The 18917-nt window shown below is 68.1% G+C and carries 18 protein-coding genes; 11 read left to right on the top strand and 7 right to left on the bottom strand.

What is annotated here, in order from left to right; genetic code table 11:
- Positions 1 to 9: 9 nt before the first annotated feature.
- Genes AB431_RS26905 through AB431_RS26895 form a run of 3 tightly spaced genes read right to left on the bottom strand, consistent with a single transcriptional unit; the run spans position 10 to position 6520 of the window.
- Positions 10 to 1254: a hypothetical protein gene (locus tag AB431_RS26905; protein WP_047332520.1), complete on the bottom strand. Its 1245-nt coding sequence runs from the start codon at positions 1252 to 1254 to the stop codon at positions 10 to 12.
- Complete coding sequence (locus AB431_RS26900) at positions 1251 to 2588, bottom strand: M1 family metallopeptidase (RefSeq protein ID WP_047332519.1); 1338 nt, start codon at positions 2586 to 2588, stop codon at positions 1251 to 1253. The genes AB431_RS26905 and AB431_RS26900 overlap by 4 nt, the downstream gene beginning before the upstream one ends.
- Positions 2585 to 6520 (bottom strand): Pls/PosA family non-ribosomal peptide synthetase, encoded by a 3936-nt coding sequence (locus AB431_RS26895; RefSeq protein WP_082135816.1) that lies wholly within the window; start codon positions 6518 to 6520, stop codon positions 2585 to 2587. The genes AB431_RS26900 and AB431_RS26895 overlap by 4 nt, the downstream gene beginning before the upstream one ends.
- A 210-nt stretch (positions 6521 to 6730) precedes the next feature.
- On the opposite strand from AB431_RS26895, the gene AB431_RS26890 reads away from it, so the two are divergent.
- The 3 genes from AB431_RS26890 to AB431_RS26880 all read left to right on the top strand — a co-directional run bounded on the left by AB431_RS26890 (position 6731) and on the right by AB431_RS26880 (position 8578).
- Positions 6731 to 7699, top strand: coding sequence for a TerC family protein (locus AB431_RS26890; protein ID WP_047332518.1), 969 nt, complete (start codon positions 6731 to 6733; stop codon positions 7697 to 7699).
- 80 nt (positions 7700 to 7779) lie between these two features.
- A complete protein-coding gene (locus AB431_RS26885; protein ID WP_047333837.1) occupies positions 7780 to 8181 on the top strand; it encodes a hypothetical protein in 402 nt (133 codons plus the stop codon).
- A 25-nt stretch (positions 8182 to 8206) separates the two neighbouring features.
- The gene (locus AB431_RS26880) at positions 8207 to 8578 is read left to right on the top strand and encodes an STAS/SEC14 domain-containing protein (protein WP_047332517.1); all 372 of its coding nucleotides are present in this window, start codon (positions 8207 to 8209) and stop codon (positions 8576 to 8578) included.
- Positions 8579 to 8652: 74 nt separating this feature from the next.
- Here AB431_RS26880 and AB431_RS26875 read toward each other — a convergent pair whose 3' ends face one another.
- Entirely contained in the window at positions 8653 to 9261 is a 609-nt protein-coding gene (locus AB431_RS26875) for a TetR/AcrR family transcriptional regulator (RefSeq protein ID WP_047332516.1), read from the bottom strand.
- A gap of 77 nt (positions 9262 to 9338) precedes the next feature.
- On the opposite strand from AB431_RS26875, the gene AB431_RS26870 reads away from it, so the two are divergent.
- Positions 9339 to 10184: an alpha/beta fold hydrolase gene (locus tag AB431_RS26870; protein ID WP_047332515.1), complete on the top strand. Its 846-nt coding sequence runs from the start codon at positions 9339 to 9341 to the stop codon at positions 10182 to 10184.
- Here the strand turns inward: AB431_RS26870 and AB431_RS26865 are convergent.
- Both AB431_RS26865 and AB431_RS26860 read right to left on the bottom strand, forming a co-directional pair.
- Positions 10181 to 11131, bottom strand: coding sequence for an alpha/beta hydrolase (locus tag AB431_RS26865; protein ID WP_047332514.1), 951 nt, complete (start codon positions 11129 to 11131; stop codon positions 10181 to 10183). The two genes, AB431_RS26870 and AB431_RS26865, sit on opposite strands and share 4 nt — an antisense overlap.
- Before the next feature lie 9 nt (positions 11132 to 11140).
- Positions 11141 to 11677, bottom strand: coding sequence for a 2-oxo-4-hydroxy-4-carboxy-5-ureidoimidazoline decarboxylase (locus AB431_RS26860; protein WP_047332513.1), 537 nt, complete (start codon positions 11675 to 11677; stop codon positions 11141 to 11143).
- 174 nt (positions 11678 to 11851) lie between these two features.
- Here AB431_RS26860 and AB431_RS26855 point away from each other — a divergent pair, with 174 nt between their 5' ends.
- The gene (locus AB431_RS26855; protein WP_052960408.1) at positions 11852 to 13240 is read left to right on the top strand and encodes a PE-PPE domain-containing protein; all 1389 of its coding nucleotides are present in this window, start codon (positions 11852 to 11854) and stop codon (positions 13238 to 13240) included.
- 12 nt (positions 13241 to 13252) lie between these two features.
- Here AB431_RS26855 and AB431_RS26850 read toward each other — a convergent pair whose 3' ends face one another.
- Complete coding sequence (locus tag AB431_RS26850; protein ID WP_047332512.1) at positions 13253 to 13741, bottom strand: inorganic diphosphatase; 489 nt, start codon at positions 13739 to 13741, stop codon at positions 13253 to 13255.
- Positions 13742 to 13911: 170 nt separating this feature from the next.
- Here AB431_RS26850 and dacB point away from each other — a divergent pair, with 170 nt between their 5' ends.
- The 6 genes from dacB to AB431_RS26820 all read left to right on the top strand — a co-directional run bounded on the left by dacB (position 13912) and on the right by AB431_RS26820 (position 18898).
- Complete coding sequence (dacB, locus tag AB431_RS26845) at positions 13912 to 15294, top strand: D-alanyl-D-alanine carboxypeptidase/D-alanyl-D-alanine-endopeptidase (RefSeq protein ID WP_047332511.1); 1383 nt, start codon at positions 13912 to 13914, stop codon at positions 15292 to 15294.
- Positions 15291 to 16337 (top strand): zinc-dependent metalloprotease, encoded by a 1047-nt coding sequence (locus tag AB431_RS26840; RefSeq protein WP_047333835.1) that lies wholly within the window; start codon positions 15291 to 15293, stop codon positions 16335 to 16337. Before dacB ends, AB431_RS26840 begins: the two co-directional genes overlap by 4 nt.
- The gene (gene tilS, locus AB431_RS26835; RefSeq protein ID WP_047332510.1) at positions 16316 to 17272 is read left to right on the top strand and encodes a tRNA lysidine(34) synthetase TilS; all 957 of its coding nucleotides are present in this window, start codon (positions 16316 to 16318) and stop codon (positions 17270 to 17272) included. The genes AB431_RS26840 and tilS overlap by 22 nt, the downstream gene beginning before the upstream one ends.
- 33 nt (positions 17273 to 17305) lie before the next feature.
- Positions 17306 to 17881, top strand: coding sequence for a hypoxanthine phosphoribosyltransferase (gene hpt / locus AB431_RS26830; protein WP_047332509.1), 576 nt, complete (start codon positions 17306 to 17308; stop codon positions 17879 to 17881).
- Between the two features lie 92 nt (positions 17882 to 17973).
- The gene (locus AB431_RS26825) at positions 17974 to 18429 is read left to right on the top strand and encodes a helix-turn-helix domain-containing protein (RefSeq protein WP_047332508.1); all 456 of its coding nucleotides are present in this window, start codon (positions 17974 to 17976) and stop codon (positions 18427 to 18429) included.
- 10 nt (positions 18430 to 18439) lie between these two features.
- Entirely contained in the window at positions 18440 to 18898 is a 459-nt protein-coding gene (locus AB431_RS26820; protein ID WP_047332507.1) for a VOC family protein, read from the top strand.
- The last annotated feature ends 19 nt before the right edge of the window (positions 18899 to 18917 follow it).

Below are 18917 nucleotides of genomic sequence, written 5' to 3'. Positions count from 1 at the left end.
ACCGGTGCTTCAGCGTGCGGCGCGGGCCAGTGCGGCCAGGTGGACGGCTATTCCGACCAGCGGTCCGCACAGCAGGGCGACCACGGTGCGATCGGTCAGGTCCATGGGCAGGCTCAGCAGGGCCGCCGAGACGACCGTGGCCCCGACCCAGCCGATCGAGTACGCCCGGTGCAGGCCGGCCGCCACTGTCGCCGCGCCCGTCACGGTCAGTAGCGCGATCGCCACCGCCCCGGCGGTCAGCCAGGCCAGCAGCACCCCGCCGGGACCGTACTCGTCGCCGAACGCCACCCTGATCAGCCACGGCCCGAGCAGTCCGGCGGCCACCACCCCGACGGCGCCGAGCCCGAGCACGACGGCCGCGGGGGCGATCAACGCCTTGAGCCGGTGGCCGCGGTGGTCCACGAAGTGCGCGATCAGATTGCCCTGCATCGCGGTGAGCGGAACCAACAGCGGCGCGCGGGTCAACGTCACCGCCAGGATCACCACGCCGCCGGCCGCACCGAGGTCACCGCCGGAGGTCGCTTTGAGCAACACCGGGAATCCCATGACGAGGATCGCGCTCGCGCCTGCGGCGGCGATCGAATGCCCGGCGCCGCGCAGGAAGGTCGCGGTGCTGCCGGGGGTGCGCAGTCCGGCCGCGGTACGTGCTCCCGGTGACGCCGCCAACAAGAGCAGCCATCCGATCGCACCGGCGACCGTCGCCCACAGGAATCCATCCAGGCCCCAGCCCACCGCGAACGCCACCACTGCCACCACGACCCGCATGACGGCGTCGGTGACCATCAGGGCCCCGTAACCACCCCAGCGCCCGGTCCCGGCCAGCAGGCCCAAAAGTGTTGCATGGATGCAGAAGCCGGCCAGGCCTACGCTGAGCAGCACCACCGACAGGGGTCGGGACTGGCTGAACACATGCGGCGCCCACAGCAACGACGTGCCCGCCATGACGAGAGCGGCGACCACGCCGACGGCCATCGCGACCCGCATCGGGTGGGTACGGGGTCCCTCGGCGATCTCGACGTAGGCTGCCGAGCGCACCTCCCGGGTGGCCTCCTGCAGCAGCCCGTACGCCGCACCGCCGACCAACCCGAACGCACCCCAGAAGACCCCGAACACCGAGAAGCCGGCCGGGTCGAGCGCGCGGGCGGCCAGATAGAGCACCGCGTAGCCGCACACCGCCGAGATCGCGGTGGCTGCACCGACTCTGGCCACGCTGCTGCGGGTGATCGCCCCGGTTCCGGCGCCCGCGTCGGTCACAGCCGCGGCACCTCGGTGGAGTACAGCCAGGCATCCCACAGCGGACGCAGCGAAACGTCGGCGTAGTTGGCGGCAAGGCCGGTGAAGTCATCGGTCACCACCGTGCTGTGCCGGTGCCGGCTGGTCCAATCCCGCAGCAGCGCAAAGAAGTTGTCGTCACCGAGGGTGCCGCGCAGGACGTGCAGGGTGAGTGCACCGCGCTTGTAGACCCGGTCGTCGAACATGTCGCGCGGCCCGGGGTCGGCCAGCAGCAGATCCTGCGGCGAGGACTCCAGCTTGGCGTGATAGTGGTGGGCCCACTGATCGGCGGTTCGGCCGCCGGAGTCCTCCGACCACAACCATTCGGCGTAGGAGGCGAATCCCTCGTGCAACCAGATGTCGCGCCAGCGCCGCACGGTCACGCTGTTGCCGAACCACTGGTGGGCCAACTCGTGCGCGATCAGCCGCTCGGCACCGCGCTTACCGTCGCAATGGTTGGCGCCGAAGATCGAAATACCTTGTGCCTCAAGTGGTATTTCGAGGTCGTCGTCGGTCACCACAACGGTGTAGCCATGGCCCAACGGGTACGGGCCGAACAGGTTGATGAACAACTTCATCATCTGCGGCTGCCGCCCGAAGTCGTGGTCGAAGTCGGGCCGCAGCCGGTCCGGCAGCACCGCCTGCATCGGCACCTGGGCCTTGGGCAGCTTGTGGGTGCCGTACATGCCGATCTGCAACGTGATCAGATAGGTCGACGTCGGCTCCGGCTGTTCGTAGGTCCACACGGTCTGCGCGGCGCGGACCCGCCGTGACACCAGTTCGCCGTTGGCCAGCGCGCGGTAGGGGCTGTCGGTGCTGATCTGGATGCGGTAGCTGGCCTTGGCGCTCGGATGGTCGTCGCAGGGGAACCATGACGCCGCCCCGTTCGGCTGACCGGCGACCAGCGCGCCGTTCGATAGCTCCTCGAAACCGACTTCCCCCCAATAACTTCGGATGGGCCGCGGGTTCCCCCCGTATCGAACGCTGATCGACATCGCCGCACCGGCCGGCAGCGGCGTGGACAGGGTGATGTGCAGCTTGCCGTTGGAGGCCGAGAAGTTGGCCGGGCGACGGCCGTTGACCGTCACCTTCGACACCGACAGCGCGGAGGACAGATCCAGCGTGAACGTCTTCAGTGACGCCAGCGTCGTCGCGGTGATGGTGGCGGTACCGGTCAGGCGGTTGATCGCGACCTTGTACTCGAGGTCCAGCTCGTAGCGCGACACTCGGTAGCCGAAGTTGCCGTTGTTCGGCAGGTACGGATCGATGACGGGTGGACCGCCTTTCTTGGCGGCCTTCTTGGCGGGCTGTTTCACGCGGCGCTGTCCTCGGATTTGCGCGAGGGAGCTTCGTCGCGTGTCTTCTTCCTCGAAATGAGCCATGGCGCAATTGGATTGCCCTGCCATCGGGTCGACGGCGGTACCTCGTCGCCGCGCATCACCAGTGAGGCCGGGCCGACGGTGGCGCCGGCGCCGAGCTTGGCGGCGGGCAACGCAACGCAGTGCGGTCCGAGCGTGGCACCCTCGTCGAGCACGACGGTGTCCATGCGCATGATCCGATCATGGAACAGATGCGTCTGCACCACGCAGCCGCGGTTGACGGTGCTGGCGCGCTGCAGCGTCACCAGGTCGGCTTCCGGCAGCCAGTACGTCTCGCACCACACGCCGCGGCCGATCTTCGCGCCCAGCGCCCGCAGCCACAGGTTCATCACCGGGGTCCCGCTGGCGGCGCGGGCGAACCACGGCGCGGCCACCGTCTCCACGAAGGTGTCCGACACCTCGTTGCGCCACACGAACGAGGACCACAGGGGATGTTCACCCGCTGGGATATGACCCACCACAAGCCATTTGGCAGCCACGGCGATACCGCCGGCGACCGCACCGGCGATCAGCAACACGACGCCGCCGGCCAATGCCGCCCAGCCATAACCGAATTCCAGCACCAGCGCTTGCAGTGCGGCCAGTACTGCCACCCCGATCGCGAAGGTGACGATGACCGGGATCAGCCGGCAGGTCTCGACGGCGGCGCGCATGACTTTCAACCGCATCGGCGGGGTGTAGGTCAGCGATGCGTCGGCTTCGTCGGCGCGGCGTCGCAACCGGATCGGCGGGCTGCCCAGCCACGAGGAACCGGCCTTCGCCTTGTGCGGGGCAGCCGAAAGCACCGCCACCAATCCGTCGTCCGGGACCCGTCGGCCCGGCTGGGTGATCCCGGAGTTACCCAGGAATGCCCGCTTGCCGACAGTGGCCTTGGCGACGTGGATCCAGCCGCCGCCGAGCTCGTAGGAGGCGACCATCGTGTCGTCGGCCAGGAATGCGGCGTCCTCGACAACGGTGAACTTCGGTGTCAACAGTGCGGTCGAGATCTCGGTGTTGCGGCCCACTTTCGCGCCGAGCGCCCGCAGCCACCACGGGGTGAGCAGGCTGGCGTACAGCGGGAACAGGTAGTTGCGGGCGGCGTCCATCAGCCGTTCGGTGGTCCACAGTTGCCAGCCCACCCGGCTGCGCACCGGGTGATAGCCCTCGCGCAGTCCGATCGCGAGGATCCGCACCTTGAGAACGGTGATCACTGCGTAGAAGACCAGAGACGCCAGCGCTGCAACCGGAACCCACGGTGCGGCCGCCGCGATGGCTGATGTCAGCGTCGCGCTGTGCCGGGCCGGCCATACCAGCACGCCCAAACCGATGGCCAGTGCCACCAGCGGCACCGCCCCGAGCAGTATGGAGGTCACGCCGTACGCGGCCACCCACAGCGGCGCCCGCGGCGGCCGGTACTGCGGCCACGGATGACGGGCCTTGCCGGACTTGATTGCCGGGGAACCCTTCCAGTACTGCCCGTTCTTCACCTTGCCGACGACTCCCGAGCCCGGTGCCACGTCGGCGTTCTTGCCGACGACGGCACCCGGGAACAATGTGGTGCGCGCCCCGATGCTGGCGTCGTTGCCGACGCTGATCGGGCCGACATGGAACAGGTCGCCGTCGATCCAATGCCCGGTCAGGTCGACCTCCGGTTCGATGGACACCCGGTGACCGAGCGCAAGCATGCCGGTCACCGGTGGCGCCGAATGCAGATCCACGCCTTTGCCGACCTTGTTACCCAGCGCCCGTGCGTAGTACACCAGCCACGGCGCACCCGCGAGGTTCTCGGCGCCGCTGGCGTCGGCCAGCCGTTCGGCCAGCCACACCCGCAGGTGCTCGGATCCGCCACGGCGGTAGGTGCCCGGCTCCAGTCCGGACAGCAGCGTGCGTGCTCCCAGCACGGCGATGCCCATCCGCCCGATCGGGGTGATGAACAAGATGAACGCCACCGCCACCAGCCACCAGTTGACCGGCACCAGCCATGGCAGCGGGTGCACGGTGAGGGCCACATTGTTGATCAGTGCCAGCCACGTCACCCACTGCAGCCCGGTCAGGGTGGCCAGCGGCACCGACAGCAGCACCTGGGCGGCCTGCGTCGACACCGGCGTCGGATCGACGGTGCGTGGGGTGACCGCGGCCGGAGGTTTCTGTTCTTCGAGGAACTCGGCCAGCGACCCCAGCCTGGGGTGGTCGTAGAGCTGGGCGACGGTCAGCTGTGGATAGCGCTGGCGCAGCGCGGCCACCAGCTGAGCCGCGGACAGCGATCCGCCGCCGAGGGCGAAGAAGTCGGCCTCGGGACCGTCGACGACCGCGCCGAGGACGTCGCGCCACAACCCGGCCAGCCAGCCCATCGTGCCGCCCAGGTCGGGTTCGGAGTCCTGATATCCCGGCGGCGGCCAGGGCAACGCGTTGCGATCGACCTTGCCCGAGGTCCGGGTCGGGAGTTCGTCGAGCAACACCAGGCGGGGTACCAACGCGGCGGGCAGGACCTGCGTCAGGTGGGCGCGGGCGGCGGCGAGGTCGAAGTCGGGGTTGGCACTGGCGATATAACCGACCAGCATCGGCGTGCCGCTCGCTGTGCGCCGCACCGCCGCGGCGCCCCCGCTGACCCCCGGCAGGTGCACCAGCGCCGAGTCGACCTCACCGAGTTCAATGCGGCGTCCGCCGACCTTGACCTGATCGTCGGCGCGGCCCTGGAAGTACAGGCCGTCGGCCTCCAGCCGGACCAGGTCACCGCTGCGGTAGGCGCGCGCCCACTGCAGCGTCGGCATCGGCGCGTATTTCTCGGCGTCTTTCTCCGGATCGAGATAGCGGGCCAGGCCGACGCCGCCGATCACCAGTTCACCAACCTGGCCGATGGCGACCGGCGCACCGCTGGAGTCGACGACTGCGAGGTCCCAGCCCGGCAGCGGGCGGCCGATGCTGACCGCGCTGCGCCCGTCGAGGCGGGCGGCGCTGGCCACCACCGTCGCTTCCGTCGGCCCGTAGGTGTTCCACACCTCGCGGCCGTCGACCGCGAGTCGCTCGGCCAGCTCGGGTGGGCAGGCCTCGCCGCCGAAGATCAGCAGCCGCACCTGCTCGAGCGCTTCGGCCGGCCACAGCGACGCCAGCGTGGGCACCGTGGACACCACGGTGATGTCGCGCGCCACCAACCATGGCCCTAGGTCCATACCGCTGCGCACCAGGGCGCGTGGCGCCGGCACCAGGCATGCCCCGTAACGCCACGCCAGCCACATCTCCTCGCAGGATGCGTCGAACGCCACCGACAGACCGGCCAGCACCCGGTCTGCGGGCCCGATCGGATTGTGCTGCAGGAACATTCGTGCCTCGGCATCGACGAACGCCGCCGCATTGCGATGGGTGACGGCAACGCCCTTGGGGGTTCCGGTGGATCCCGAGGTGAAGATGATCCACGCGTCGTCGCGACCCAGGGGGGCGGTTGCCCGCCAGCCGCGCGACGAGCCCGGCCCGCGCGTCAGACCTGCCTCGGTGATGACGGCGACGACGCCGGCCTCGTGGAAGACCAGTTCTGCACGCTCATCGGGATCGTCGGCGTCGACCGGAACGTACGCCGCGCCGGCCGCCAGCGTCGAGAGGATTGCGACATACAGGGCGTAACTGCCCGACGGCATCCGAATGCCGATCCGGTCACCGCGGCCGATCCCGCGGGCGGCCAGCCATTCGACGCTTTCCTCGATGTCGGCGATCAGCTCGGCGTAGGTCAACTGCACCGTGCCGTCGTCGATCGCGGCGGCCTCGGGATACCGATTGGCCGTCTCGTAGAGGATGTCGATGAGCGTGCGCGGCGGCGGTGCCTGCTCCGACAACAGGTACTGCGGGGGGATTTCCGGCGTCGCCACGACGAGGATCCTAGGCGGCGTCGTTGACATCCCGGTGCCGGACGCGGCCGGTGCGCGCAGCCGATCCTGTGCCCGGTTTGCTCACGTGTCCGCGGACCTGACAGACTGCTGTGTGAGGGGAGTATTCCTTCGTCGCGGTGTCGTCACCACGGCGGCCAATGTCGGTCGTCCGGTGCCGCGGGCCGCGCTCGCAGCGGCGGAAGAGACCTCGGACGTTCTGTGACGCCCGGAGGTCTGTATATGAATGTGTCTTCGCTCGAATGGTTCATCACCATCGGCGTGACGGTCGCGGTGCTGCTGTTCGATGTGATCTTCATCGCGCGGCGCCCGCACGAACCCACGATGCGTGAGTGCGGTATCTATCTGTCGTTCTACATCGGTCTGGCCATCGCGTTCGGGGTGTGGGTGTGGAACTTCCACGGCGGCCAGTTCGGCCTGGAGTTCTTTGCCGGCTGGCTCACCGAGTACAGCCTGTCGGTGGACAACCTGTTCATCTTCATCATCATCATGGCCAGCTTCAAAGTGCCGAAGGTCTATCAACAAGAGGCGCTGCTGATCGGCATCGTCCTCGCGCTGATCTTCCGGGGAATCTTCATCGCGCTGGGTGCCGTTGCCATTGCACAGTTTTCGTGGATCTTCTACATCTTCGGCGCGTTCCTGCTGTACACGGCGATCAGGCTGGCTCGCGACACCGAGCACGACGACGACGCCGAGAACACCGTGGTGCGCCTGGCCCGCAAATACGTTCCCACCACCGACAAATGGGACGGCCTCAAGCTCTATCTCAAAGAGGGCGGCAAGCGGCTGATGACCCCGATGTTCCTGGTCATCGTGGCGCTGGGCACCACCGACCTGCTGTTCGCACTGGACTCCATCCCGGCGATCTACGGTCTGACCCGCGAGCCGTACATCGTTTTCACCGCAAACCTTTTCGCGCTGATGGGCCTGCGGCAGCTGTACTTCCTGCTCGGCGATCTGCTCAACCGCCTGGTGTATCTGTCGCAGGGCCTGGCCTTCATCCTGTTCTTCATCGGGGTCAAGCTCGTGCTGCATGCGCTGCACGAAAACGAGCTGCCTTTCATCAACGGTGGCCAGCACGTCCCTGTCCCGGAGATACCGACGTTGCTGAGTCTGGCCGTGATCGTGTTGACGCTGTTCCTGACGATGGTCGCCAGCCTCATCAAGACCCAGGTGGTCGACAAACGCTGAGCGGGTTGGCCGTCATGCCCTTCGCGTCCGGATGAATGGAACCATTGCCGGTGGTTCCTCGTGTCCTTAGCGTGGCCGCCATGCCGGAGTTGCGGGTCTTCATTTCAGAGGCCGGGGGTGCCTGGACCGAGTTGACCGCGGGTGCGGGCCCGGTGGTGCGGTTGAGCGCCGCGGACCTGCAGGAGGCGGCACGACGCCGCCGCAGGCTGCCCACGGACGTCGCCGTAGTGCTCGATCTGGCTGTGTCGGTCGCCGACGACCCACGCACGGCGCTGGCTGCGTTCGCCGATTACGGTGATGCCGACGGTGTGCGCTATGCGGGAACCCTCGATGGGCTGGCCGGGCTGGTCGCTGATCTGTACGTCGCCGGGGTTGCCGATGGGGTCACACTCATGCCGGTCGGGCCGGGCGACGACTTGCAGCTGCGGGCGCGCGCAGCACTGAGCCGGATTCAGGATCGACTGCAAATCTCCGCCGCCTGAACACGCGCGGTTCTACGCTGAACCGATGATCGAAGTTCTTTCCGACATGCCGGAAGGCGTGACGGGGATACGGGTGTCGGGCCGGGTCAGTGGCGACGACCTGAAGGCATTCAGTCCCACGATGGACGAACTGTTGAAGGCCGGCGGGGAGATCCGAATCGTCGAGGTCATCGACTCCGATTACCAGGGCTTCGGCCCCGGCGGTCTGGTCGAAGACCTCAAACTCGGCCTGGGCACGCTCTTCTCGCGCCACGCCGCCTTCAAGCGAGTCGCGGTGGTCAGTGACAAGGAGTGGGTGGCGCACACCATTCACGTGGTGGGTTGGCTGATGCCCGGCGAGGTCGCGGTGTTCGGCCTCGACGGGCTCGAGCAAGCCAAGCAGTGGGCGGCCGGCTGAGACGTCGATCCAGAACTGAGAGCGAGAATTCGGCCCGCTGGTCGCTCTGAGTTCTGGCTCGGCGCACGGACTGGCTAGGGGCGCCCGGCCAGCATGCCGTTGACGATGCCGTGCAACGCGCTGCGGACCTCGGTGCCGGTGTGGTCAGGGTCCTCGGAGTGCGCGATAGTCAGCGCCGCGGCATCGAGAGCCCCGATGAGAATGTGCGCCAGCGGCCGCACCGGTTGGGTCGCGAGCTCGCCGGAATCCATCGCGGCCTGTAGCAGCTGCTCGGTCATGCCAAGGCTGTAGCGCTCCGCGATATCACGAAAACCATTCCAGCCCAACACATTCGGCGCGTCAAGCAGGATCAGCTGACGGATCTCACGCTCGGAGCTGATGTCGAGCCAGGCGTCCACCGCCGCATGCAGCGTGGCGGCCGGCGTCGGCGGTTCCTGGGCGACGACCGCCTCGGCCAACCGGTTCATCACGTCGGCTTCGACGGACTCGACGACGTCGAGGAACAACGCCGACTTGTCGGCGTACTGGTGATACATCGCGCCCCTGGTGACGCCGGCGCGCTGGGCGATCTCCGGCGTCCCGACGTCGGCGTAACCGCGTTCACCCCAGAGTTCGCGCGCGGCGGTACGCAACGCGTCCTGGGTTGCCGCGGAGCGCTGCGCCTGGGTGCGTCTGGTGGCCATCTCTTGTATTTCCGTACATCCTGTCGGTATCTTACATGCAGACTGTCTGTTTGTTTGTCGTCACGAGGGAGATCGTCATGCACACCGTAGAGCTCAGTAGCGGAACCATCCATTACGAAACGGCAGGACCGCCGACCGGCAGGCCGCTGGTCTTCATCCACGGGTACGCGATGGGCGGGTCGCTGTGGCGGCCGTTGAGCGCCCGGCTGGCCCGGCACGGACTGCGCTGCATCGTCCCGACCTGGCCGCTCGGTGCACACCAGACAGCGATGCGACCGAGCGCGGACATGACCATGCGCGGCGTTGCGTCGATGGTGGCCGAGTTCCTCGATAAGGCCGGGCTCGACGACGTCGTGCTCGTCGGAAACGACACCGGGGGAGCTGTCGCCCAGGTCGTGGCCACCGAGTTCCCCGACCGGCTCGGCGCCCTGGTACTTACCAGCTGTGATGCCTTCGAACACTTTCCGCCGCCGATTCTGGCGCCCTTCATCGCCGCGGCCAAGGTGCCGGTGCTATGGCGAATTGCGGTGCAGGGCATGCGTTTGCGGACGGTACGGCGTCGCGCCTATGGCGCGCTGGCCCACACCAACCTCGACGCGCTGACCGCCGAATGGACCCGCACGGCCGTCCGCGACCGCGCGATCGCCGAGAATCTGCGCTGCTTCACCGGATCGCTGACCCGGCAGACGACTCTCGACGCCGCGGCCAAGCTGCCGCAGTTCGCCAAGCCGGCTTTGATCGCGTGGTCGGCCGATGACGCCTTCTTCCCTCAAGCCGACGGTCGCAGGCTCGCCGCTGCGCTGCCCAACTCCCGGCTGGAGATCATCGCGAATGCGCGGACCTTCTCGATGCTCGACGCGCCCGATGCGCTGGCCGGTCTGATCGCCGAATTCGCCACAACCGCAAGCACTGTCGGCGGCTAGATCGCGCGCAACCTGCGGATCCGGTCGGCAACCACCCGCTTGGACACCGCCGCGGTAGGCGCCAACGCCTCCCAGGCGTGCGGACAACCGGGATGCACATGCAACTCTGTGGGCACCCCGGCGGCGGAAAGGCGTGCCGCATAGGCGATGTCCTCGTCGCGGAAGATGTCGAGGTCTCCGACGTCGATGTAGGTCGGCGGGAGGCCGGTCAGGTCCTGCGCGCGGGCCGGCGCGGCGTACACCGACGGTTCGTCGCCGGCGAGCAGCGCGCTCCAGCCGGTGATGTTGTCGTCGTAGGTCCACGTCAGCGCTTCGGTCGGCAGCCGCGGATCCGGGGTGGTGGTGCGGTCGTCGAGCATCGGGTAGATCAACAGCTGGGCGGCCAGCGCCGGGCCACCGCGGTCACGGGCCAGCAGGCTGACCCCGGCGGCCAGGCCGCCGCCGGCACTGTCGCCGGCGACAGCGATCCGGGCCGGGTCCACTCCGAGTCTCGCCGCGTTATCGAACAGCCAGCGCAGCGCCGAATAACAGTCCTCGACTGGAGTCGGGTCCGAATGTTCAGGCGCCACACGGTAATCCACCAACAGCATCGGAACACCGGAGCCGGCGACATAGGCCCGCACCGCCGCGTCGTAGGCCGGAGCGGTCTCGGCCAGGCTGTAGATCATGCCGCCACCGTGCAGGTACAGGACGGCGCTGCCGGACAGTCCCGCGCTGGGGAAGAACCACGCCAGATCCAGCTCTGCGCCGTCGTCGGTGGGCAGCGTGTGCCGCGCCACCTCGACGCCGTCAACCGGGTCCCGGGAAGCGGCCAACAGCTGGAACAACGGGATCGCCCGTTCCCGGCGGGTGGCGACGTCACCGATCGCGGGCGGCTCGAGAGCGGCGGTCGCCGCCATCAACGGCTCCAGCAGGGTCAGTAGTTCAGGATCCAACGACAGAGCCACGCCTGCACATTAACCCCAGTTGTCGTAGCCGCCCTCAGGACCGAGCATCCTCTCGAGCCGGCTGCGGTTGATCCGGGCCAGTTCGTTGCACACGACCTTGCGTTCGGTTTCGGGGTCGTGGTGCATCCGGTCGCGCACGGCCGCGATGACCGACTTGGCGCAGGCCTCACGAGCCAGACCGCCGATGTGCATGACGAAACCGAAACCGAAGTGTGCGCTGTAGGCGTCGACCGCTGCGGTCAGTTCGGCCATCACCTCCGGCGAGGAGTCCCACACCGAGCACTGCTCGGCCTGCGACTTCGTGCTGCCCGGTCGACGCCCGACATGCGGATACGCCTGGAGGATGTCGTCGATGGAGGACTCCGACAGCGAGAACAGCAGGTCGTCGGCCCGGCGGAACAGCTCGGTGCGATCGGCATAGGGGCGGCCGCGCGTCAGGTCGCGGGCCAGCGTCACGCTGTTGCAGCACTCGTAGAGCGCGTGGACCGCCTTGCGGTCCGGCAACTCGTTGAAGGCTTCGAGACCGATGCCCTGGTGCAACAACACCAACTCATCATCGAAAAGCCAAAGGACAGCCGGGTTACCTACTGTTACGGCCAGGCAAATTCATGGAATTTCAAATGTTTCGTCACATCTCTTTGCCGAAACACGACGCCCGCCCTTCGATGCGGTCTTAACTCCGAAGAGCGGCTCAATGCGCCGTGAACGGGGGTCGGGGACATGGGCATCGTCAGGCGGGCCGTCGAGTCCGTTGCCGTTGGATGCGCGGGGTGTCTGGTTCTGGCGGGCCCGGCCTTGCTGTCCCCCAGCGGCTTCGCCCAGGCCGCCCAGACCCCGCCGACGAGCGCCGGGGTGTTGAACGATCTCAAGGCGGGCAGCCACCCCGCACTGAGCGACGCCAGAATCAGTACCAGCAGTACCAGCTGGCTCATCGACGACCTCGGCGTGCCCACCGGCGCAGTGCTGGTGAACACCCCGGGTACTGACGACAAGACGCTCTACCCGCGGATTGATCCAATGCGCGGCAATCTGGACACGGCCATCGTCGAGTTCCCCCAATCCCTGTTCCCGGTCGTCTCCGGCCAGTCCGGCGCCTGGCTGCCGATCTTCGCGCCCACTTACGACGAGTCCGTGAACCTCGCCATCGACCACAACCTGCAGACCATGCGGGGGCTGCAGGCGGCCACCGACAACCCCTATGTCGTGTACTCGGGCTACTCGCAAGGCGCCGACGCTGTCGGCGATGCAACCGAACAGGCCTACGCGGCCGGGTTGCTCGACCCGAGCCGAACCCAGATCGTGCTGGTATCCGACCCGCGCAGTCCCTGGGGGATCAAGCAGTGGGCCGCCGGTCACCCTCTGGTGAGCGTCATGGCCGATCTCATCGGCGCGACTGCCGACGGTGCCCGCAACCCGGCCGATACCGGTGTTGATCTGCAAGTGACCTCGGTGATCATCGTCGGCGACCCCGTCGCCAATTTCCAATGGGTTTGGTATCGGCCGCTCGCCTCACTGGTCGTTGACGTGGCCGGCTTCCTGGCCATTCACTCGAACATGGGTCCCGAGTGCTACGCCACCGTCGATCAAATTGAGGACAAGGAGCTTTTCTACAGCCAGGACGGCAAGACGACATATGCCGTCTACCATGCTCAGCACCCACTGACCCAGGTCGTCGAGATCGCGGCCGGTGCCGTCGGCTTTCACTTGAGCGACACACAGGTGCACCAACTCAACGAGTTCAACAATTGGCTCTACCCGCTGCAGCAGCCCAGCCCAGAACGGGCGGCCTCGACTGCACCGGTGACCTCAACACGGCCTACGGCGAACTCAGTCGACAATCAGGCGTCGGACCCGCTGGTGGGTTCCCAGCCGCAGGGGGTCGAGAGGTCGGTCGGCAGCGCGTTGCCCCGTGCGGCCCGACCGCCGGCGCGGCAGTTTGCCGGCACGCGCGGCCAGGCAAAGCAGGCACGCTCGGCAGCCCCGGCCGATCCCGCACCCGCGAATAGCGGACGTGGGGATCTGCTGGGCAAGCCGGACCGGAACAGGAAATCCGCCGGCACCGCCAGACCTGGAAGACCCGACCCGCGCGACGGTGTCAACGCGGCCTGACCCCACGGTGCCTCAGTGGCCGTCGGTCGCGAACCGTTCCCGCGAGCGCTCCACCTCAGCCTCGGCCTCGGCACGCCCGACCCAGTCGGAGCCCTTGACGAACTTGCCCGGCTCGAGGTCCTTGTAGTGAGTGAAGAAGTGCTGGATCGACTCGAGTTCGTCCTTCGGGACATCGCCGATGTCCTGGATGTGGTCCCAGCGCTGGTCGCCCGCGGGAACACACAAAACCTTGTCGTCACCGCCGGCCTCATCGACCATCTTGAACATGCCCACCGGGCGCGCCTCGACGATGACACCGGGGAACACCGACAGCGGCAGCAGCACGAGCGCGTCCAGGGGGTCGCCGTCCTCACCCAGGGTGTCTTCGATGAAGCCATAATCGGCGGGGTAGGCCATCGGGGTGTAGAGGTAGCGGTCGAGGCGGACGCGTCCGGTTTCGTGGTCGACCTCGTACTTGTTGCGCTGGCCCTTGGGGATCTCGATGGTGACGTCGAACTGCACCGTGCGACTCCTTCTTCGCTGATTTCGATCGCCGAGCTGATCCCCGGGTCGCTTCGCTCCTGCCCGCCGAACCGGCGACGCGGCCTAACCCTAACGCCCGCGCCGGCCTGCACTGCGGGGTGGTTGGGCACAATGAGACGAAGGAAGCCAGAAAGAGCCTCAGGAGAACGATGAGCCCGACTCGCGGGTGGCGCTGGGCGCACGTGGTGCTCGCCGTGGCGGTGATCGTGCTGGTCGCGGCCGTTGTGGCGATAGCCGCTGTCTTGACCCACGATGACACCAGCATTGCGCAGGCACCGCCCGGCCATGCGCTGGTGACCGCCAGTCCGGGCGTCGTCCCGGTGTCGGATTCCGCGCCGGTGCCCACCGCTGCCGGCCTAACGGCCGCACTGGCGATGCCGGTCGCCGATCCCAACCTCGGCAATGTCACCGGCCGGGTCACCGACGCGACGACCGGCGATCAGCTCTGGGAGCACCGCGCCGACGTGCCGCTGCTGCCGGCGTCGACCAACAAGACGCTCACGACCGGCGCCGCCCTCTTGGCGCTGAACCGCGACGAGCGGGTCACCACGACCGTCGTCGCGGCGGACCAGACCCGCCAGCCCGGGGTCGTGGTGCTCGTCGGCGGCGGTGATCCGATCCTGTCGGCCGCACCGGCGGGCCAGGAGACCTGGTATCGCGGCGCGGCGCGGATCAGCGACCTCGCCGACCAGGTGCGCAAGAGCGGAATCACCGCGACGGCGGTCCAGGTGGACGATTCCTTGTACAGCGGGCCGGATTTCGCGCCCGGCTGGGATCCCGCCGACATCGACGGCGGCGACATCGCCCCGATGCAGTCGGTGATGATCGACGCCGGCCGGATCCAGCCGACCACGGTCGATTCGGCGCGGTCGCGGACCCCCGCACTCGACGCCGGACGGGCCCTGGCCACCGCGCTGGGCGTCGACCCGGCCAAGGTCACCATGGCACCTGGGCCACCGACCGGCCGGCAGCTCGCCTCGGTGCTGGGCGCGCCGCTCATCGAGCGGCTGCGGCAGATGATGAACGCCTCGGACAACGTGATGGCCGAGTCGATCGCCCGCGAGGTCGCCAAGGCCACCGGCCGCCCGATGAGCTTCGCCGGGGCGGTCGACGCGATCAGCAACAAGCTGTCCGGCGCCGGCGTCGACATGACCGGCGCCGCACTGTTCGATTCGAGCGGGCTGTCCACCCTGGACCGGCTGACCGCGAAGACGCTGGACGAGGTGGTCCAGGCCGCGGCCGGACCCGACCAGCCGGCCATGCGGCCGTTACTGGACGTCCTGCCGATCGCCGGCGGCAGCGGCACCCTGTCGGATCGTTTCCTCGGCGGCGACCCCAACGTTTCCTCGGCCGGCTGGCTGCGCGCCAAGACCGGGTCGCTGACGGCGATCAACTCGCTGGCCGGGGTGGTCACCGACGCCAGCGGCCGGGTGCTGACGTTCGCCTTCATCTCCAACGATGCCGGGCCGATGGGCCGGGTAGCACTCGACGCACTGGCCGGCGTGCTGCGCACCTGCGGGTGCGGCTCATGACCTCATCGGTGACGGTCGGGCGCGCCGTCGACTGGGCATTCGCCGGGACGGTTGGCGCGCGGCTGGCCCGGCCGGGGCCATCGGCCACCGACTACACCCGCAACCAGGCCGTCGATGAATTGGCCGCCGCCGCACGCAAAGCCGAAGGCCCGGTCCGCGAGGTCACCCGGATGGGTGGGGATGCCCCCGTTCCCGACGCGCGCATCGTCGATCGGCAGGGCTGGATCCGTGCGGCGTCGGACTCGATGCGGGTGATGACCGGCGGCACTGACAAACCCACCAACCTGATCACCGGCCGCGTCACCGGCGCGCAGACCGGCGCGGTGCTGGCGTTCATCTCCTCGGGGATCCTCGGCCAGTACGACCCGTTCGCCGAGACCGGCACCGACGACGGGCTGTTACTGCTGGTCTATCCGAACGTCATCGCCGTCGAGCGCCAGCTGCGGGTGTCGCCGGCCGATTTCCGGCTGTGGGTGTGCCTGCATGAGGTCACCCACCGAGTGCAGTTCTCCGCCAATCCCTGGCTGGCACAACACATGTCGCAGGCACTGGGCGTCCTGACCTCAGATGCGGCCGACGATGTGGCGCAGGTCGTGGGACGGCTGGCGGAGTTCGTGAAGAAGCGGCGCATGGGTGCGTTGGGCGCCAACGACGCGGGGATCCTCGGGTTCATGCGGGCGGTGCAGTCCGAGCCGCAGCAAGTGGCACTCGACCAGCTGTTGGTGCTCGGCACACTGCTCGAAGGCCATGCCGACCACGTCATGGACGCGGTCGGCCCGGCCGTCGTGCCGTCGGTGCAGACGATTCGCAACCGGTTCGACCAACGCCGCCAGCGCAAGCAGCCGCCACTGCAGCGGCTGCTGCGAGCGCTGCTCGGGGTGGACGCCAAACTCAGTCAGTACACCCGCGGCAAGGCGTTCGTCGACCACGTGGTGGACCGGGTCGGCATGGACCGCTTCAACACGGTATGGACCAGTGCGCAGACCCTGCCGCTGCCCGACGAGATCGAAGACCCGCAGCGGTGGATCGACCGGGTGCTGTAGCGGCCCTGCGGGCCACCGTGGCCGGCTTCGCGACCGAGCACCTGCCCGGCGCCACCTCATGGTGTGTCGCGCTATCCGGCGGACCGGATTCATTGGCCCTGGCGGCGGCGGCCGCGGCGACACTGCCGACCACCGCCCTGATCGTCGATCACGGCCTGCAACCCGGTTCCGACGAAGTCGCCGAGGCCGCTCGCGGGCAGGCTCACGACGTCGGCTGCGTCGACGCCCGGGTGTTGCGGGTGCAGGTGGGCGTCCACGGCGGGCCCGAGGCTGCCGCCCGCGCTGCCCGTTACGCCGCGCTGGACGCTGCACGCGCCGACGCCGCGGTGCTGTTGGCGCACACCCTCGATGATCAGGCTGAGACCGTGCTGTTGGGGCTGGGCCGCGGGTCGGGCGCGCGGTCGATCGCCGGCATGCGGGCCTGCGACCCGCCGTGGTACCGACCGCTGCTGGGAGTTCGCCGCGGCACGACTCATGAAGCCTGCGCCGAACTGGGCCTGGCGCCGTGGGATGACCCGCACAACCATGACTCCCGCTTCACCCGGGTGCGGTTGCGCACCGAGGTGCTGCCGCTGCTCGAGGATGTGCTCGGCGGTGGCGTCGCCGAGGCGCTGTCCCGCACCGCCGCCGCGCTGCGGGAGGACACTGACGCCCTGGACGCTTTGGCGGCCGCCGCTCTCGACGACACCGGCGAGACCGTAGCGGTCACCGCTTTGGCCACCCTGCCCACCGCGGTGCGGCGCCGGGTGATCCGCGGCTGGCTGCTGCGGGGCGGGGCGGCCAACCTGACCGACAAGCAGATCCGCGCGGTGGACGCGCTGGTCACCGCCTGGCATGGGCAGGGCGGGGTGGCGGTCGGCTCGGACCAACGGCGGCAAAGGCTGTTCGCCGCGCGCCGCGACGGCAGGCTGACGATGTACACGCAGCCGGTCTGAGATTGGTTGTAACGCCGTGCTCGTGGATACAGTGTGGACGTGTCGGCGCACGAGCTGTATCCCGGGGACATCAAATCGGTCCTGTTGTCACAAGAGCAGATTCACGCCCGCACGGCGGAGCTGGCGGCGTCGGTCGCCCGTGACTACGCGGATTCGCTGAACGGTCAGGACCTGTTGCTGCTGACGGTCCTCAAGGGCGCGGTGATGTTCGTCACCGATCTGGCCCGCGCGATCCCGTTGCCGACCCAGCTGGAATTCATGGCCGTCAGCTCCTACGGATCGTCGACGTCGTCGTCCGGGGTTGTCCGCATCCTCAAGGACCTCGACCGCGACATCCATGACCGCGATGTGCTGATCGTCGAGGACATCGTGGACTCCGGGCTGACCTTGTCATGGCTGTTGCGCAACCTGGCCACCCGCCATCCCAAATCGCTGCGAGTGTGCACCCTGCTGCGCAAGCCCGATGCGGTGCGCGCCGACGTTGACATCGAATACGTCGGCTTCGACATCCCCAATGAGTTCGTCGTCGGCTACGGCTTGGATTACGCCGAGCGCTACCGCGACCTACCGTTCATCGGCACCCTCGAGCCCAGGGTGTATCAGGTCTAGCGCCCTTCTCGCCCAAACCGACGTTTGGCCGAGGAAGTGCGAGTAGATCGCAACATTTCGTCGATCTCGGCGCCCGGCGCATACTGACGGTCATGCCTGTGCGCGCATCCGATGACGTGCTGCACCACCTGCGCCGCGCTCGCGATCACGCCGACCGGCACTACGACCAGCCGCTCGATCTCGAACAGCTCGCCGCGGTCGCGGGCATCAGCAAGTATCACTTCCAGCGGCTGTTCACCGCGACGTACGGTATGTCGCCCGCCGAGCATCTGTCGCGCCGGCGAGTGGAGCGGGCCCAGGATCTGTTGCGCGCCACCAATCTCACCGTCACCGAGGTCTGTATGACGGTGGGCTTCACCAGCCTCGGTTCGTTCTCCACGAGGTTTCGTGAACTGGTCGGCGTGAGCCCCAGCGAATTTCGCCACCGGTACACCGATGGCGCGCCGCGGATCCCCGGCTGCTACCTGTTCATGGCCGGCCTGGCCGAGCGGTACCCACCGGCCGGTGCCGCAATCGAGGAGAAGCCCGGTGGCATGACCCTCGCCTAGCGTTGGGCGCATGATCACGAACATCTCTCTGGTATCGGTTTTCGTCCGCGACATTGATGAGTCGCTCGCCTTCTACACCGACGTCCTCGGCTTCGAGGCCAAGGACGATCTGCAGCTCGGACCCGACTTCCGTTGGTGCACAGTGGTTCACCCGAATCAGCCCGAGCTGCAGGTGCACCTGACCACCCCGAGCAAGCCGTTGTCCGACGACCTGATCGCGGCCTTTCAGCGGGCTCAGGCCGCCGGCGGTCTGCCCGGGTTGGGCCTGGCGGTCGACGACTGCCGCGCGACCTATGAACAGCTGAAGGCCAAGGGCGTCGAGTTCATTCAGGAACCCGAGGAACGGCCGTACGGCGTCGAGGCGCTGATGCGAGACAACTCGGGCAATTGGATGGTGCTCGTGGAAGCCCGCGAATACACGCCGGAGGACTTCGACGGTTTCGCCGAGAGCAAGGCGGAGTCGAAGTAGCGCGGACGATGAGCTCGTG

The organism is Mycobacterium sp. EPa45, from assembly GCF_001021385.1.
GTDB lineage: Bacteria > Actinomycetota > Actinomycetes > Mycobacteriales > Mycobacteriaceae > Mycobacterium.
Note: the sequence above shows the minus strand (reverse complement) of the source record. Positions and strands in the feature narration are given on the sequence as shown.